At 44.6% G+C, this 15,872-nt stretch carries 15 protein-coding genes; 8 read left to right on the plus strand and 7 right to left on the minus strand.

Annotated elements, in window-relative coordinates; genetic code table 11:
• Positions 1–39: 39 nt before the first annotated feature.
• Positions 40–816: a RelA/SpoT domain-containing protein gene (locus MU515_RS00180; protein WP_260258341.1), complete on the minus strand. Its 777-nt coding sequence runs from the start codon at positions 814–816 to the stop codon at positions 40–42.
• Positions 817–1,106: 290 nt separating this feature from the next.
• On the opposite strand from MU515_RS00180, the gene MU515_RS00185 reads away from it, so the two are divergent.
• Entirely contained in the window at positions 1,107–1,754 is a 648-nt protein-coding gene (locus MU515_RS00185) for a thiopurine S-methyltransferase (RefSeq protein WP_260258342.1), read from the plus strand.
• A gap of 64 nt (positions 1,755–1,818) precedes the next feature.
• Here the strand turns inward: MU515_RS00185 and purT are convergent, their stop codons facing one another.
• Positions 1,819–2,994 (minus strand): formate-dependent phosphoribosylglycinamide formyltransferase, encoded by a 1,176-nt coding sequence (gene purT / locus MU515_RS00190; protein ID WP_260258343.1) that lies wholly within the window; start codon positions 2,992–2,994, stop codon positions 1,819–1,821.
• A 243-nt stretch (positions 2,995–3,237) separates the two neighbouring features.
• Between purT and MU515_RS00195 the strand changes: the two genes are divergently transcribed.
• From MU515_RS00195 to MU515_RS00210, 4 genes are all read left to right on the plus strand, one after another.
• The gene (locus MU515_RS00195) at positions 3,238–4,656 is read left to right on the plus strand and encodes an SLC13 family permease (protein WP_260258344.1); all 1,419 of its coding nucleotides are present in this window, start codon (positions 3,238–3,240) and stop codon (positions 4,654–4,656) included.
• A 2-nt stretch (positions 4,657–4,658) separates the two neighbouring features.
• On the plus strand, positions 4,659–5,990 hold the full coding sequence (locus MU515_RS00200; protein WP_260259154.1) for an ATP-binding protein: 1,332 nt from the start codon (positions 4,659–4,661) through the stop codon (positions 5,988–5,990).
• Positions 5,983–6,456, plus strand: a complete 474-nt coding sequence (locus tag MU515_RS00205) for a response regulator (RefSeq protein WP_260258345.1) — start codon at positions 5,983–5,985, stop codon at positions 6,454–6,456. The genes MU515_RS00200 and MU515_RS00205 overlap by 8 nt, the downstream gene beginning before the upstream one ends.
• 255 nt (positions 6,457–6,711) lie before the next feature.
• Positions 6,712–7,917, plus strand: coding sequence for a cyclic di-GMP phosphodiesterase (locus MU515_RS00210; protein ID WP_260258346.1), 1,206 nt, complete (start codon positions 6,712–6,714; stop codon positions 7,915–7,917).
• Positions 7,918–7,982: 65 nt separating this feature from the next.
• Here the strand turns inward: MU515_RS00210 and cdd are convergent, their stop codons facing one another.
• The 5 genes from cdd to sbcB form a co-directional block, all read right to left on the minus strand.
• Complete coding sequence (gene cdd, locus MU515_RS00215; RefSeq protein WP_260258347.1) at positions 7,983–8,870, minus strand: cytidine deaminase; 888 nt, start codon at positions 8,868–8,870, stop codon at positions 7,983–7,985.
• Between the two features lie 192 nt (positions 8,871–9,062).
• Positions 9,063–10,256, minus strand: a complete 1,194-nt coding sequence (locus tag MU515_RS00220) for an acyltransferase family protein (protein ID WP_260258348.1) — start codon at positions 10,254–10,256, stop codon at positions 9,063–9,065.
• Between the two features lie 155 nt (positions 10,257–10,411).
• Positions 10,412–11,086, minus strand: a complete 675-nt coding sequence (locus tag MU515_RS00225; protein ID WP_260258349.1) for an LrgB family protein — start codon at positions 11,084–11,086, stop codon at positions 10,412–10,414.
• Positions 11,086–11,451, minus strand: coding sequence for a CidA/LrgA family protein (locus MU515_RS00230; protein ID WP_260258350.1), 366 nt, complete (start codon positions 11,449–11,451; stop codon positions 11,086–11,088). The genes MU515_RS00225 and MU515_RS00230 overlap by 1 nt, the downstream gene beginning before the upstream one ends.
• 76 nt (positions 11,452–11,527) lie before the next feature.
• Entirely contained in the window at positions 11,528–12,952 is a 1,425-nt protein-coding gene (sbcB, locus tag MU515_RS00235; protein ID WP_260259155.1) for an exodeoxyribonuclease I, read from the minus strand.
• A gap of 327 nt (positions 12,953–13,279) precedes the next feature.
• On the opposite strand from sbcB, the gene MU515_RS00240 reads away from it, so the two are divergent.
• From MU515_RS00240 to creC, 3 genes are read left to right on the plus strand one after another with little or no spacing between them, the layout of a single operon-like run.
• On the plus strand, positions 13,280–13,681 hold the full coding sequence (locus MU515_RS00240; protein WP_260258351.1) for a hypothetical protein: 402 nt from the start codon (positions 13,280–13,282) through the stop codon (positions 13,679–13,681).
• A 40-nt stretch (positions 13,682–13,721) separates the two neighbouring features.
• The gene (locus MU515_RS00245; RefSeq protein WP_260258352.1) at positions 13,722–14,426 is read left to right on the plus strand and encodes a response regulator; all 705 of its coding nucleotides are present in this window, start codon (positions 13,722–13,724) and stop codon (positions 14,424–14,426) included.
• Positions 14,426–15,868 (plus strand): two-component system sensor histidine kinase CreC, encoded by a 1,443-nt coding sequence (gene creC / locus MU515_RS00250; protein ID WP_260258353.1) that lies wholly within the window; start codon positions 14,426–14,428, stop codon positions 15,866–15,868. The genes MU515_RS00245 and creC overlap by 1 nt, the downstream gene beginning before the upstream one ends.
• Positions 15,869–15,872: the final 4 nt, after the last annotated feature.

Below are 15,872 nucleotides of genomic sequence, written 5' to 3' on the forward strand. Positions count from 1 at the left end.
TCGATTGCCCCATTTTAACTATTAGTTATCACTTAGTCGCTATGCTGCCGACAGGTGAGTGGTGATGTAGGGCTGCCAAGCATCTTGGTAAAGTTGGCGAGATTGGCGGCGCATGTTGTTAATTTGCGCAACTTCGAACTCGTTAATTGCGCGTTGTTCAGTGTCGGCGCGACGTTCGATGTGTTGAATCTGTTCATACAGATCATGTTCTGGGCCTGATTTAACATCTGCAATGGCTTTCAAATGCAGCTGTACTTCCGCAACAAGGTTGGTTTTTGGCAGTTGAACCAGCAAGTTTAAATCACGGTAACCTGATGGCGCAGGTTTCTTAAAGCGGTTTTTAACCTTAACTACGGTTGTTTCTCGCTCGAGAACTTCGTAAACCTCCATCAAGCTTGCGACATCATCGGCGACGATGGTTGCACGCGCTAGGTCAGTAATGCGCTCGACATTGCCATCTAACTCAAGAGCGATTTTTTGTTGAGCTCGCTCGGATGATTTCACACCTGCGAAATAAGCATCAGTGCCAGTCAGTAGGGCGGTACTTTTACAGATGGTTTCTAGTTCGAACTGTGCTTGGTGCGCTTTACTATAAAGCACGTCAAAGTCCGTATAGGGTTGGATAGGGGTTGTAGTGGTTGTAGGGATGGAATACAGACCGCTCAAATTGTGTTTGAATGCCTTTGAGCAGACTTGGTCTTGATTGGTTGAACGACCGCTATCATTGTTTGGAGCGGCCAAAGGTACAGCGGCAAAGGCTGGAGCACGGCTAAGCATCAATAGCATTAGGGCCGTTGTACGTAGGAATAAGCTCATTCACTCTCCTCGGATTTGTCGTTGCTTACTAAAAAGGTGAATCTAAAAGATTAAATTTCAGCTCAACAAGTCGTACATATTATGTATTGGGGCTAATCGTTTAATTTCAAGTCTTTGTCAAAATAAAACGCAAAATTCAGGTTTGTGTAAGTTCAATGTCATTGCTTCATCACACCCGAACCAATGATGATTAGTATATCGATCGTTTCTGAACCTAATCTGAATGATGTGTTTATCTCTGATTCGCTTTTCGATAGGCTTACGTTTCAAAAAGTCAGCCGAGAATAACAATGAAAGATCCAGAATTTTGGCATAACAAATGGGCAGCGAATCAAATCGGATTTCATCTAGAGGATGTAAACCCACTGCTTATCAAATATTGGCCGGAGGTGAAGGCTAGCCATGAGGACAATGTGTTTGTTCCTTTATGTGGTAAGTCGGAAGATTTGGTGTGGCTCGCAACCAAACACAGTGATGTGCAGGGTGTTGAGTTAAGTAACATTGCGGTACGCGCCTTTTTTGCAGAGCATTTTTATACCCCAATGGTGATGCCGATTAATGGCCAGCATGAGCTATTTCAGTTCGATGAATTGTCGATTTATGTTGGAGATTACTTTACGGCGCCGATTAAGCCTGTCGATGTGGTTTATGACCGAGCTGCATTAATTGCGTTACCTGAAGAGATGCGCGTGGCTTATGTAGAGAAGATCAAAAGCTTGCTCAAACCTGGAGCTCGCATTCTTTTGATAACATTGGATTACCCGCAAGAGGAAATGGCAGGGCCTCCATTCTCGGTCACTGAGCAGGAAGTGCGTCAGCATTTTTCTGAATTCACTATAATTAAACTGTATCGTGACGATGCTGATGAGCATCACCCGAAGATAGCGAAAAAGGGGCTATCCCGTTTTGCTGAAGAAGTGTATTTGATTCAAGCTTAATTTCGAGTAAATAAAAACGCTTGCCAATCGGCAAGCGTTTTTCTATTGGAAATATAGCCCGTGATTAGTAAATCACTTTCACTTTGCTAGCCGCGGTGATCGCATCGTTAACTGCGCTTTCAATCGAGTCACGACGGGTAATCGCGACACCTAAGCGGCGACGTCCATCAATATCTGGCTTACCAAATAAGCGCAGTTGAGTTTGCGGCGCAGCAACGGCTTCTGCCATACCTTCAAATTGAATATCTTGTGATGTGCCTTGACCAAGGATAACCGCTGATGCGCTAGGACCGAATTGGGTGATGGCTGCGATTGGCTGCTTGGTAAATGCGCGAACGTGTAACGCGAACTCAGACATATCTTGCGACATAAGAGTGACTAAACCCGTGTCATGGGGGCGAGGGGAAACTTCATTAAAGATGACAGTGTCACCTTTAACAAACAGCTCAACGCCAAAAATGCCATAACCACCTAACGCTTCAACAACTTTACCCGCGGCATCTTGGGCGCGAGATAGAGCGGTATCTGACATCACTTGTGGTTGCCAAGATTCACGGTAGTCACCATCTTCTTGGCGGTGGCCGATTGGTGCGCAGAAGTGAATGCCATCTACTGCGCGAACGGTAAGCAGTGTGATTTCATAATCAAAGTCGATAAAGCCTTCTACAATCACTCGGCCCGCGCCTGTGCGACCGCCTTCTTGCGCGTATTGCCACGCCTTGTCGATATCTTCAGCCGTTTTAATGACGCTTTGTCCTTTACCTGAAGAGCTCATAACCGGCTTACACACACAAGGAATACCGACCGTTTCAACCGCTGCTGCGAAATCTTGGTAGTTGTCAGCGAACTGGTAAGGAGAGGTGGTTAAACCAAGCTCTTCCGCGGCAAGGCGACGAATGCCTTCACGGTTCATCGTTAGTTTTGTTGCGTTCGCTGTTGGCACAACGTTTAAGCCTTGAGCTTCAAGCTCTACTAGCGTGTCAGTGGCGATAGCTTCGATTTCTGGTACCACGAAATCAGGTTTTTCTTGTGCAATCAGCGCCGCCAGCGCATCGCCGTCAAGCATATCAATAATATGGCTGCGATGAGCGACTTGCATAGCAGGTGCATCGGCATAACGGTCACAAGCAATAACTTCTAGACCAAGGCGCTGACATTCGATCGCGACTTCTTTACCAAGCTCACCAGAACCAAGAAGAAGAACGCGAGTAGCATTTTTACGAGTTGCGGTACCAAACATAGATAACCTTTATTCTGTAAATAGGAAAAACTGGCACGAATATTACTGAATATTTACCAAAAAGCAAACGTTTGCGTTGTGATATAACAACGGATTACAGAGATACAAAATCTGACTTGAAGCACATTTTTCTAACAGCTTGAATTATGAATTGATTTTCATTGATCTAACGCCAGACTATCAAAACAAAACAGGAGGATGATAGACGGCTATTAATATAATCTCAGGAAGAGTTGTGGCGTCATGCGTTCTTATTTGAAATACATCATACCAGTGGTTATTCCACTGCTGATTCTTTTAATGCCGTTAAGTGCGTTTCCATTTGAAGGAATCACCGTTCTCCAGCAGCGAGTTATCGCGATTTTCTTACTTGCTGCATTGTGTTGGGTATTCGAGCCCATCCCAATTTATGCAACCTCAGTGGTCATCATTGTCTTGGAGCTGCTCATGCTGTCAGACAAGGGGATTATTCTTTTCCGCCTAGACCAAGGAGAGCCACATTTTGGCGAGTTGCTAAAATACAATGAAATCATGGCGACCTTCGCAAGCCCAATCATCATGCTCTTTTTGGGCGGTTTCTTCTTGGCGATGGCTGCGACTAAGTATCGACTGGATGTCAACTTAGCACGTGTATTACTCAAGCCGTTTGGCACTAACCCTAAGTATGTGATGCTCGGTTTGATGCTAATTACAGCTGTGTTCTCAATGTTCATGTCTAACACAGCAACGACAGCGATGATGTTATCAATCTTGACGCCAGTGATTGCTGTGTTTGGCCCGACAGACCGAGGCCGTATCGCTTTCGCTTTGTGTATCCCTGTCGCGGCAAACATCGGCGGTATTGGTACGCCGATTGGTACGCCGCCTAACGCGATCGCTCTGAAATATTTGGTCGGCGATAACTTTATCTCGTTTGGCGAGTGGATGGCATTTGGTGTGCCGTTTGTGGTTGTGATGATGGCTCTGGCGTGGTTCCTAATCGACAAGCTTTACTCGGCAGATCAGAAGACCATTAACTTAGACATCAAAGGTAAATTCCTTAAAACGCCAAAAGCGATTGCCGTTTACATTACCTTTGGCTTAACCATTTCATTGTGGTTAATGGGGTCAGTACACGGCATGAACTCTTATACCGTGGCCTTGATTCCAGTGGCTGTATTCTCGCTAACCGGCATCATCAATAAAGAAGATTTGAAGAAAATTTCTTGGGATGTACTTTGGTTAGTATCCGGTGGTATCGCACTTGGTCTAGCCTTGGATAAAACGGGCTTGGCAAAACTGGTGGTGCATAGTATTCCGTTCGATCAGTTCTCGCCTTACATCGTTCTATTTGGCGCGGCATTCCTATGTCTGGTGATGGCCAACTTCATGTCTCACACAGCAACAGCTAACTTGCTGATGCCAATTATGGCCGCACTAGGTTCATCTATGGTGTCACTTGCGCCACTTGGCGGCGAAATTACGCTCATTCTGGTGGTGACCTTTGCTGCGTCACTTGGTATGTCATTACCAATCAGTACACCGCCAAACGCATTGGCACATGCGACTGGGCATGTACAAAGTAATCAAATGGCACGCGTTGGTGTCATCCTAGGTATTGTTGGTGTGCTGCTTAGCTTTGTATTGGTGTGGGTTCTACATGCAGTGGGGCACATTGGCTAGTGTTGTACAAAGCAGATTTAAGGACTCTTGTTGACCGCTACTTCAGTACGCCCGAGCGTACGGTAGTGGTTGATGAAGGAGCAACCTTAATTGAGCAAAGCGGTTGTAATGAGCGACTGTATTACGTGCTGGATGGAGAGCTTATTGGCTATTACTCCGAGCGTGGTGGTAGCCGAACGCCTGTATTCTACGCGAATGAAGGCGCATTTATTGGTGTTCACAGCTTCTTCTCCGGTACGGGTGAAGCGTCATCGACTGTGGTGGCCAAAAGCCAAGTTAAGCTGGCGTGGATTGATCACACGACTGAGCCAGTGGAAGAGGAGAGTTATGGCCCGTTAACTGCGCAGTTTATGCCCGTGATCGTCAATGAGCTCTCTCGCCGCCAGCGCCGTGCAACGCAAGAAGCAGTGGCTAAAGAAAAAGCGCTACAAAAGCTCAATCTCGCTGAGCAGATGACGACCTTAGGCCAGCTTGCTGCGGGTATCGCACATGAATTGAATAATGCAATTGGTGTGGTGAGCAGCAAGTCTGAACGCTTGGAAGGGGTAATCATGGAGCTGCTTGAAGAGGTACACCCAGAAGCGAGTCAGTTCTTTGATTGCGGTTTGATGCAAGGGCAGAAAACTTCTTCAAGTGAAGCCAGAAAACGCGGCAAGTTGTTTGAAGAGAAGTATGGCCTCGACAAAGGCTTAGCCAAGGAGCTTGCCCGTGCTTTGCCAAGTGATGAAGTGTCGAAGCATTGGTTGAAAAGCCCAGAGCAAGCGATTCGCTTTTGGCAGATGGGGCGTGATTTGCATGACTTGCGCATCGCCTCTAAGCATACGGTTGGCATTGTTAAATCGGTGAAACAGCTTGGTCGCGCAGAGATTGATTCTGAGCAAGAGCTCGATATCAACGACAGCATTAACCGCGCGGTTGCCTTGCTGCAAAGTGATTTGCGCAGAGTCGCGGTAAGGATTCGTCCGGCAGAGTTGTCTTCATTTAGAGGCTCGCAGACAGAGCTAGTCCAAGTGTGGGTCAACATCATCAAAAATGCTTGTGATGCTATGGCGAATACCAAAGAGCCTGAAATTGATATTCAGACTCGTCAGAACAAGAATCGAATTTTGATCACGATTGCCAATAATGGCCCTGAGATAGATTCGGTGACAAGACGGAAAATTTTTGATCCAAACTTTACCACCAAAAAAGGCGGCCTTTCGTTTGGACTCGGTTTGGGGCTCTCTATTGTGCGCCGAATCATTGCTGGGTATGGCGGCACAATCGCTATTAAGAGTGACCCAGAACAAACCCTATTTAGAATCAAATTACCTATCGAGGAAGACCATGGATAAGCTGAACGTAATTTGTGTGGATGACCAAAGAGAAGTGCTAAGCGCCGTATTGCAAGACTTAGAGCCGCTTAGTGATTGGTTAAATATTGAAGATTGTGAATCAGCCGATGAAGTGCTTGAGCTGATGGATGAACTAGATGCTGAAGGTGAGAGAATCGCTGTGTTGGTTTCCGACCACGTCATGCCGGGTAAAACAGGTGTTGAGTTGTTGTCTGAGGTGAGCCGTGATCGCCGTTTTGTGTACACGAAAAAAATCTTGCTTACAGGGCAGGCTACGCATACGGATACCATTAATGCGATCAATGCCGCGGGCATCAATCAGTACTTTGAAAAACCATGGCAGGCAGAGGTTCTTGTGGCCGCTATTCGCCGTCTTGTGACTGAGTATATCTTTGATGTTGGCTTAGACTACACACCATATCATGCTCATTTAGACCAAGAGGTCGTGTTAGCAAAATTACATTAATTATCAGTCAGTTTAATTGAGATAATTTAGTTAAAGGCCTTGTGTAACAAACAGTGTTGTCAGTTATGTAAGGCCTTTTTACGATCGCTTAGGCTGAAACTAATGAAAAAGTATTATTACTGATAAGACCAAAGCCAAATATGTAGTAATTTTTGCTTACAAATTCATCAATCAGTGATTAAACAGGAGAATTGTGTCTCAGAGATGAATATAATCATAGCCAGCCTTACAAAGCCGCTAAGATAATATTTATAAATGCAGTACGATCCTAATAAATCAATAAAAATACCTATTAACACGCTGAGTATCGGTATGTTTGTGACTGCGATTGAAGACAGCAAACGTGTCAACTTAGCGAATGCCGGTCGTGTCTCTAACGAAAAAGCGATAGCTCAACTAAAAAAAAGTGGGATTAAGTTCGCCTGGGTTGATCAAGGTTTATCAGCCAAAGGGTGTGTTTTTACTCCTGCGCCATCTCCGCAAACGAAAGAGAGCGACGAAGCAAGCCAACCTTCTGCAAAGCCAAAAAAAGTAAGCCGCTTTGCTCATCAAAAACGCGCATCAAAAATCATTCGTGAGGCCAAAGGTCTTGCACAGAAACTGATCAACCATACTTTTGAAGGTAAGGTGATTCAGGTTGATGAAATTGAAGAGTGGGCAGATGACGTCATTGAATCTGTCCTCGTTGACTCAGATGCATTGCAATGTGTCTCCGCCTTGCGTAATAAGGACAAGTACCTACTAGAGCACTCAGTTAACGTAGCCTGTCTACTAGTCACATTTGGTAAGCACCTTAAACTGCCGCGTGACATGCTCAAACAGATGGCGATTGGCGGTATCATCCATGATGTAGGTAAAATCAAAGTGGATGACAAAGTGCTGCACAAGCCTGCGCGCCTAACTGCGGAAGAGTTTGAACACATGAAGCTGCACCAAGTGTATGCTGCGCAAATCATTACCAACGTAAATGGTTTGAGTGATGTGTCACGTGATGTGTGCTTAATGCACCATGAAAAACTCGATGGTTCAGGTTACCCTGCGGGCTTAACTGCTGAGCAAATCCCAATGCATGGCCGTATGAGTAGTATCGTTGATATTTACGATGCACTAACGGCTGACCGCTGCTACAAGAAGGGAATGAGCTCTGCTGAGGCGTTTAAAGTGCTACTTAGTTTAACGCCAACCCATCTCGATAGAGAGCTGGTTTACAAGTTCATTAACTGTATTGGTGTGTACCCAGTAGGCTCGATTGTTGAACTAAGTGATGGGCGAGTCGGAATAGTGTGGACGGCCAATCATGACGACCCGTTAAAGCCAGAAGTGAAATGTTTCTACTCTCGTAAGTACAAACGTTATGTTGAAGTCGCCTATGTGGATTTGAAACACAACCCAGTAAAGATAGACAAAGCGATTGCACCACACAATCTCGAAGTGGATGCACAACCGTTCTTCGACTTATAATCTCATACAAAAACAAAAGGCGCTAATTCAGCGCCTTTTTTGATTCTATTAACCCGAAAGATAAGCTAAACCGCCAGATAGGCGACAGGAATATCTGGGTTGATTGCTTCTAGCGTAGATTGCGTATCGGCTAGGTGGCTGATACTACCATCTGCCATTTCAGCCAGCGCTGCTGATTCAATATTATCAAGCGATTGGCCGTCTAACAGCAATTGAATGATTGCGACTTGTAGAGGTGGCAAACTTGGGTTGAATGCAGCGTTTTCTGCATACGCGCCAACATACTCTTTGCCATCGTTGAGACGAAGAGCGACACCGCTAAGGTTATGTGTGTATGGTGCATGGCTACGGTTAAGCGCCGCTAAAGCAACTTGGATTAGCGGGTCGTTTTCATCTGAGGTTTTACCGTGGTCTAATGTTGCCATTAAACCGGACTCAATGCCTAGGTCTGCTGGGCCAAATGATTCTGGTAAGTACTCTTGTAGTGATTTTTCATCACGTTGAGGCAGTTGAATAACCAACTCTTTTGCTGTGGTCAGCTCGTTCATGAACTGGCGGCAGTGTCCGCATGGGCTAAAGTTGATAGTGATATCAGAAATGCCTGTTTCGCCTTTCATCCACGCATGGCTGATTGCCGATTGCTCTGCGTGAACCGTTTGACCTAATTGAGCGCCAGAGATCTCAACATTCGCGCCAAAATAGAGTTTGCCAGACAAGCCACGTACAATCGCACCAACATAAAAGTTAGAAATTGGTGCGTAAGAGTAAGCAGCGGCGAACGGCAGAAGCGCAACACGCAGCTCTGCATCGTCTAAGCCTGATAGGGCAAGCAGCTCGGAATATTGCTGTTTAGAAAGGGTCGCGTCGAAATCGTCTTGTAAAACGATAGAAGAAAGAAAGTCGCGAATTTGGCTTGGTGTTTCAGCTAATGCTTGTTCAATGCGGCTTCTCATTTTAAATCCTTGTTTCTCTATACGGTCATACCGTTCGCTATTGGTATTCTATTCTATGATCGAATCAAGAATTTACTGAGCTTTAGATCACGTTTAATGATGCAATAATGTTTAATGTTGCAATGTTAGGGTGAGCTCACACAAGGTAATGTGAGCTCAGTGGCTTATGATTTAGTGATTTCTCAACGAGAATTAAGCGGCAGAGCGAGAAAGCGCTCGACGTGTATTGATACGTTGGCGGATTATCTTTTGCGCCGGGCGCTCAATAAAGTGATAGCTAGCACTCGATACCAATAGGCACAACGCAATGAAACCTAAAATGACATAACCCGCCATCGACCAACTTTGCTGCTGATACCAGCTGCTCAATTGCTCAGGGTAAACAAGGTGAATAAATTCCACACCGGCAAGTAAAATCACGGCATGCCATAAGTAGAGTGAATATGAGATATCACCTAAATACTGAGTAACGCGATTGTCGATGATGCGCATTAGCCAGGTTTGAGTGTTTTTCTGTACCGCACCAACCCCAACAATTAGAACCAGTAATAGGTAGGTCAACATTAGGTTGGCGGTGCTGGCTTTAAAATGCATTGCACCAATTAAGCAAACCACGATCACTAGCAACCAAGCGCTACCTTGTAGTTTGTTTAACGGTAGCTGTTCGCGCTTGCAGCACATCCAAGCACCAAGCAAAAAGCCGCAGCACCCACGAAGAAAACCATACGCATGTTTGGTGTAATCGAGGCTTGCAGCTTGTGAAGCCATCGCGAAAATAAGTATCAAGCAGAGAATAGGAGTTAGCCAAGAACGGCCTGCCGGTTTGAACAACATGACAGCAAATAGCGGAAAGAATAGGTAAATCAACCATTCGATACTCAATGACCAAGAAGAAATGTTCCAGCTGAGCATCCCGCCATCCATACTCTGCATCATCAGCAAGTTTGCCATAATGGCATTGCCACGGTTAAACGGCCCTTCAAACGGAGCGTTGCCAATCATGCCCCACGATTCAAATAAAGGCCCGGCATAAAAGGTGATTTGATGGGTAGCCTTATAGCTTTCCCACCCGATCAGAGCCAGAAAAGTAACAAAGAACAAAGGATAAACGCGGCTAAATCGTAAAGACATAAAGCGCCACCAGTTTTCAAATGTAACTCCTTTACTAAAGCCTTGCTGGTAAACATGAATCATCACATAGCCACTGAGTATAAAAAACAGATCGACCCATAAGTAACTGTTTTCCAAAAATTGGGTTATGTCAGCTATCGGTTGTTTGTATTGAGGGAACAGGATTAACCGCGCGTGATATAAGGTCACGAATAAGGCGGCAAAACCTCTTAATGAGGTGAGTAAGGGAAGGCTAGTTGGTTTCTGAATATTCACTACAAGGCGTCCTATAGAAGAGAAGGAGGCAGAATACTCATTTTAGATAGGAAAGTATTAGTTCACCGAATGGTTGTTTTATAAAATAAGCTATCACTCGAAGTTACCTGTAATTGATAAAAGTATCGACTGCACGAATGCAGCCGATAACCTAATCAAATGAGATACATAGCTAAAGCGAAGAAGCTTGGGGCGAGTATCGATGTGATAACACCGCAAACAACTAATGCGAGAGAGCTAAATGCAGCATCTTCGCCATTTTTCTCTGCGCAAGTTGCTGTACCGAGTGCATGAGACACCGTACCCATAGTCAGACCGCGAGCGATTGGATGGGTAATGTTCAGCATGTTGTAGATCGGGTAGGCGAGGATCGCACCAACTAACCCAGCTATAAGAACTAAAATCGCAGCAATGGAAGGTTCTCCTCCGAGGTTGCTCGCGATTTCCATCGCTATTGGAGTTGTGACAGATTTACCCATTAGACTTGCAATCAGAGTTAAATCCAAGTTCAGTACGTTTCCTACAAGGCTAATTGAAAGCATTGAGATAACGCACCCTAATCCACAGGCTAAAGTTATAATTCGCCAATTGGAACGAATTTGCGGCAACTGCTCATATAGAGGATAAGCTAGCGCAACTATAGCAATTTGCGATAAGAGACTTAACGATTTACTTTGCTCGTAGTAAGCCTCGAACGAGACGTCAAAATAGAAGAGTAATGATATGAGTATAGTGACACTTACAAGTAAAGGGTTAATGAGAGGATTGCGAATCTTCTGGCTTAACCATCTAGTAAAAATAAATACTAGTATCGTAGTTATCAACCACATTATTTATTGCCACCATCTAGTAAATGCTGAAGAATCAAGCCCGTAATCACAAGGACTATGAGTGTACCGCCAACAGTCGTAATCAGAATGTTCGTTGCGTTTGAAATTAACATATCGAAATGATCAATTATGCCTACACTAACGGGAACGAAAAATAGAACCATGTAGCGGATAAAGAGGTTTGCACTCGGCCTGATCCAGTCCGACGGAACGAGACCACTCGTCATCAAGCCAAACAGAATCATCATACCGATAATACTGCCAGGAATAGAAGTTTCTAGCAGGTGTTGAATGTTAATACCGGCCAGGAGACAGAGGGAAACTAGCCCCATGGACACAGCGTATCTGAGTATGTTTTTAGCCATATTTTTAGCCATAAGTAATGAAATTATAAATTGTAGGGCGCTTGAGGCTAAGAGTTAATATCAATTGTAATTGGTATTAAGAAATAAGCTTCTCAACGTATTGGTACACAGATTTTAATAGAGTGATTTTCTTTGTATCACTTTCATGTTCGTGAACTAAGTTTTCAAGATTCAGCATATAGTCGTCTATGCGACTTTGGAAGTAGTCTTGGCAATGATTTGCCCAGCGCTGCTGCTCCTGTTCATCGAGAGTCCACGGGTAATGACGGGCGCGGTAGCGAAATAGCAACGGCGCAATACGGTCATCATTAAAACTAATGTCTAATACAGCAAGCTGGTTTGGATCGGTTTGACGAACAATATCCATTGCGGCCTTATCTGCTGGCGAGAAGAAACCATCATACAGCATGGTATCTACATCGTTTGATTTTTCGTATTCACGCTCAATGTTGTATAAACCAATCAGTTTTTCACGAATTTCAGGATGCTGCCTAATGATCTCTAAGTTCTTCAGGCACAACTGACGATCTATGCCAATCTTCTCTGCATTTTCTGCGGTCAATGTTTTTGCAGGCGCCAAAATAGGGCACTTATTAAGGTGTACCAGTTTAACTGGTACAGGTAATTCATCAGGACCTAAATCACTGCGTTTGGTATACATACGTTGATGTAATTCCGCAACATCAAGATCAAGCAGTACTTGTGGGTCTTTGGCTAAGTCAACGGTAATCACGGCGTTTTGATTGGTCGGATGCCAAGCAACAGGCACAATCCAGCTCGTGTAATTACAATCGCGACCCAACATGCCAGACACATGCATTAGCGGCGTCATGTTAACGATATCGACTAAGTCATTTAGCTTGCGTTTATGACGCATATTCAAGAAGTAATCGAACAGCTTTGGTTGCGCCGCTTTTACTTTTTTCGCCATCTCAATCGTTGCAATAACATCGGCCATCGCATCGTGAGCATTTTCGTGTTCGATACCGTTAGCGACAGAAAGGTGCTCAAGTTTAAAGCTTGGGTAACCGTCTTCATTTTCAGGCCAAACCACACCCTCGGGACGCAGTGCGTGACACGCTCGCATCACATCGAGTAAGTCCCAACGCGAGTTGCCGTTTTGCCAGCTCCATGCGTATGGGTCAAAGAAGTTGCGGTAGCAGGTATAACGTGTCACTTCATCATCAAAACGAATGCTGTTGTAACCCAAGCTAATGGTGTTTGGCGTTGATAACTGCTCGTGGATTTTGGCAATGAATTCTGGCTCAGGGAGACCTTGGCTAGCAGCAAGTTGCGGAGTAATTCCTGTAATGAGCGCAGCTTCAGGAGAAGGCAAGTAATCAGAGGGTGGTTGGCAGTAGATAACCAGTGGCTCACCGATGATGTTAAAGTCTTTATCAGTGCGAACACCCGCAAATTGGCTTGGTCGATCTTTCGCTGGGCTTGTTCCCCACGTTTCGTAATCAAAGAAAAAAAACGTAGGCTGGTGGTCTTGCTGCATTATTTGTTTACCAAGTATCTGAAAACTCATTTGGTATTAGACCACTCAGCGCGTACTAAGGCAATGAAACTCACATCAATAGGCTAAAATGTACACCTTTGGTATGTCTTACTTTGCGGAGTGGCAGACCTGCAGAAACGCATTGTAGATTATCAATTTGTAACTAGCGCTAAATCGGTACGATATACTTAGCGCGTTTGTTATTGGCAAATCATGAGCTGTACGACAAACCAATGTTTTAGTTATATTTTTAATGAAGTATTAGTTGAGGCGATGGAAGGAGTTTGGCACGATTCGTCGCAATTCAATCAACGTTAGGAAGTAACAATGACATCCGTAATGGCGTATTACCAACATCGAGTCGATGGACCAGAGTTGGTGAATCATGAAAAAGAGCTGAGAACCTATCGAGATCTCGTGGCGCTATTTAATGATTTCCCTTGGGCTCGTGAAATGGAAATGTTTGAAAAGTATGAAGAGGGCGGTGGTTTTTACTTTGTACTCGGCGATGAAAATGGCATTCATGCGACTTACCAATATGTGCCGATGGAGCTGAATAAAGGTTGGCTTGAAATCAATGTGTTGCTAAAAGAAGGCTTTTTATTCTTTGGCAGACAAAAAGCCACCAAAGATTTTGATATTGTCAGTAATACAGAAGCACAGCAAAAAATCAAAGAGCTGTTTGAGTACTCGGTAGAGTCGCTTTATAAAAAGTATAAGAAGAAATAAACACTAGCAAGATGCCTTGGTGAAACAACGGAGAACCCTTTTGAGCGAGCAAGCAACAATCGTCATTATTGAAGATGAACCATCAATCGCAGATAACTTAATTCATGTTTTAGAAATGGATGGCTTTGCCACTCAGTGGTTTGCGACAGCAGGCGATGGGTTAAGCTACTTGCAGGACAATCCCGCTTGTTTGGTTGTGCTTGATGTTGGTTTGCCTGATGGTAATGGCTTCGAGTTATGTAAAACAATCCGTGATTTTTCCGCTGTGCCGATTATCTTTTTAACCGCGCGCAATGATGAAATCGATCGCGTGGTTGGCTTAGAGATCGGCGCAGATGACTATGTCACCAAGCCTTTTAGCCCACGGGAGATGCTTGCGCGTATTAAATTGAGAATCAAAGCGCGCCCAACTCAATCTGCAAGTTTAGAGGTTAAGCCATCTGAAAACCTTATAACGCCAGATGATTTGCAAGCACATAACTTTGATTATGGGGTGGCAGGACAGATGCTTGGGCTTACCGCAGTCGAGTTTAAAATTCTGAGTAAGTTAATTACCGTTGCCTCTAACGTGCTGAGTCGGGAGCAATTGATGGTCGCTGCGGATATGGCGCCAGAAGCGGCTTACGAACGCAATATTGACACACATATCAAGGCGATCCGCAATAAGTTGAAGCCATTTGGTATGGCTGAGCGGATCTGCACTAAAAGGGGTTTTGGCTATTACTACTCAGTTAAGGGCGAATAATGAAACGCTGGCCTAGAATTCCGCTCGGACTGAGATTGTTCTTCCTCTATTTCCTTTTGGTGGGAATGACGGCTTATATGGTAAGTAAAATAGTCATTCAGGAACTAAAACCGACCGTAAGGCAAACAACCGAAGAAACTCTGGTCGATATGGCAAATTTGATTGCGGTGTTAGCGGAAGAGGATGTTGCTAACGGGAAAATGCCTGAAAGTAGATTCTCAAAGTTGCTCACAGCGTATGGAAAACGAGAACCCAACGCGCGCATTTGGGAGATTGGCAAAAAGTCCGTCAATCATCGTATCTATATCACAGATAAAAATGGCATCGTGATTGCGGACTCTTGGCAGCAAGATGTCGGACAAGATTATTCGCAGTGGAATGATGTCTATTTAACACTGCGTGGTCAGTACGGTGCGCGCAGCACTTTTGAAGATCCCAAAGACCCGTTATCAACCGTAATGCACGTTGCAGCACCAATCTATCATCAAGGTGAAATTATCGGTAGCGTGACGGTTGCTAAGGCCAACCGATCAGTGCAGCCGTTTATCGATCTTTCTAAGCGTAATGTGTTGTATTGGATGGTGCTGATGAGTGGTCTGGTGCTGATTGCTGGCGCTCTGTTCTCATGGCGTGTTAATGCGGCACTGTATAAGTTGGAAGACTACGCAGAAAAGATGGGTGAAGGGAAGAAAGTCTCAAAACCCGAATTCCGAGTGTTTTATGAGTATGGCACGCTCGCCAATGCACTTGAAAAAATGCGCAACCAATTAGACGGTAAGCAATATGTTGAAGAATATGTTCAGACTCTAACTCATGAACTTAAAAGCCCGATCTCTGCCATTAAAGGTGCGAGTGAGATTCTACAGATGCCGTTGCCTGAAGAAAAAATCGCACGCTTCGCAAATAATATCGAACGAGAAAGCGATCGCATGCAGTCTTTGGTCGATAAACTGCTAGAGCTTGCAAGGTTGGAAAAGCGCCCCCAGTTAGAGCAGCTTGAAGCTATTAATGTCCACCAGACTATCAATGAAGTGATTGTTGCTTCTGACGCTCGCCTAGCCAACAAGCGAGTAAATTGCGATTTAAGTGGCGAGAGTAAGCTTTCTATTCAAGGTGACAGTTTCTTGTTCAAACAAGCTTTATTTAACCTAATGGACAACGCACTGGATTTTGTCTTCATTGAAGGTGAGATTAAGTGGAACATTGAGAAACATGATGGTTCGCTGGTTGTATCAGTTTTTAACACTGGCCCGCAGATCCCTGAATATGCGATGCCAAGGTTAACGGAAAGGTTCTACTCTTTAGCTCGTGAGAATGGGGTGAAAAGTACTGGCTTAGGGCTTAATTTTGTTGAACAAGTAGCCAAGTTGCACCATGGCCAATTATGTATAGAGAACGAAAATGATGGGGTGAAAGTTTCGATCTGTTTTGCAATGGCATAACTGA

Origin of the sequence: Vibrio intestinalis (assembly GCF_025195085.2) — a bacterium.
GTDB lineage: Bacteria > Pseudomonadota > Gammaproteobacteria > Enterobacterales > Vibrionaceae > Vibrio > Vibrio intestinalis.

What these genes read in the sequence shown, in the direction of transcription:
- MU515_RS00180 (WP_260258341.1), bottom strand. Translation starts at nt 816, where the DNA reads ATGAGCTTATTCCTACGTACAACGGCCCTAATGCTATTGATGCTTAGC.
- MU515_RS00185 (WP_260258342.1), top strand. Translation starts at nt 1,107, where the DNA reads ATGAAAGATCCAGAATTTTGGCATAACAAATGGGCAGCGAATCAAATC.
- purT (WP_260258343.1), bottom strand. Translation starts at nt 2,994, where the DNA reads ATGTTTGGTACCGCAACTCGTAAAAATGCTACTCGCGTTCTTCTTCTT.
- MU515_RS00195 (WP_260258344.1), top strand. Translation starts at nt 3,238, where the DNA reads ATGCGTTCTTATTTGAAATACATCATACCAGTGGTTATTCCACTGCTG.
- MU515_RS00205 (WP_260258345.1), top strand. Translation starts at nt 5,983, where the DNA reads ATGGATAAGCTGAACGTAATTTGTGTGGATGACCAAAGAGAAGTGCTA.
- MU515_RS00210 (WP_260258346.1), top strand. Translation starts at nt 6,712, where the DNA reads ATGCAGTACGATCCTAATAAATCAATAAAAATACCTATTAACACGCTG.
- cdd (WP_260258347.1), bottom strand. Translation starts at nt 8,870, where the DNA reads ATGAGAAGCCGCATTGAACAAGCATTAGCTGAAACACCAAGCCAAATT.
- MU515_RS00225 (WP_260258349.1), bottom strand. Translation starts at nt 11,086, where the DNA reads ATGTGGTTGATAACTACGATACTAGTATTTATTTTTACTAGATGGTTA.
- MU515_RS00230 (WP_260258350.1), bottom strand. Translation starts at nt 11,451, where the DNA reads ATGGCTAAAAACATACTCAGATACGCTGTGTCCATGGGGCTAGTTTCC.
- sbcB (WP_260259155.1), bottom strand. Translation starts at nt 12,952, where the DNA reads ATGCAGCAAGACCACCAGCCTACGTTTTTTTTCTTTGATTACGAAACG.
- MU515_RS00240 (WP_260258351.1), top strand. Translation starts at nt 13,280, where the DNA reads ATGACATCCGTAATGGCGTATTACCAACATCGAGTCGATGGACCAGAG.
- creC (WP_260258353.1), top strand. Translation starts at nt 14,426, where the DNA reads ATGAAACGCTGGCCTAGAATTCCGCTCGGACTGAGATTGTTCTTCCTC.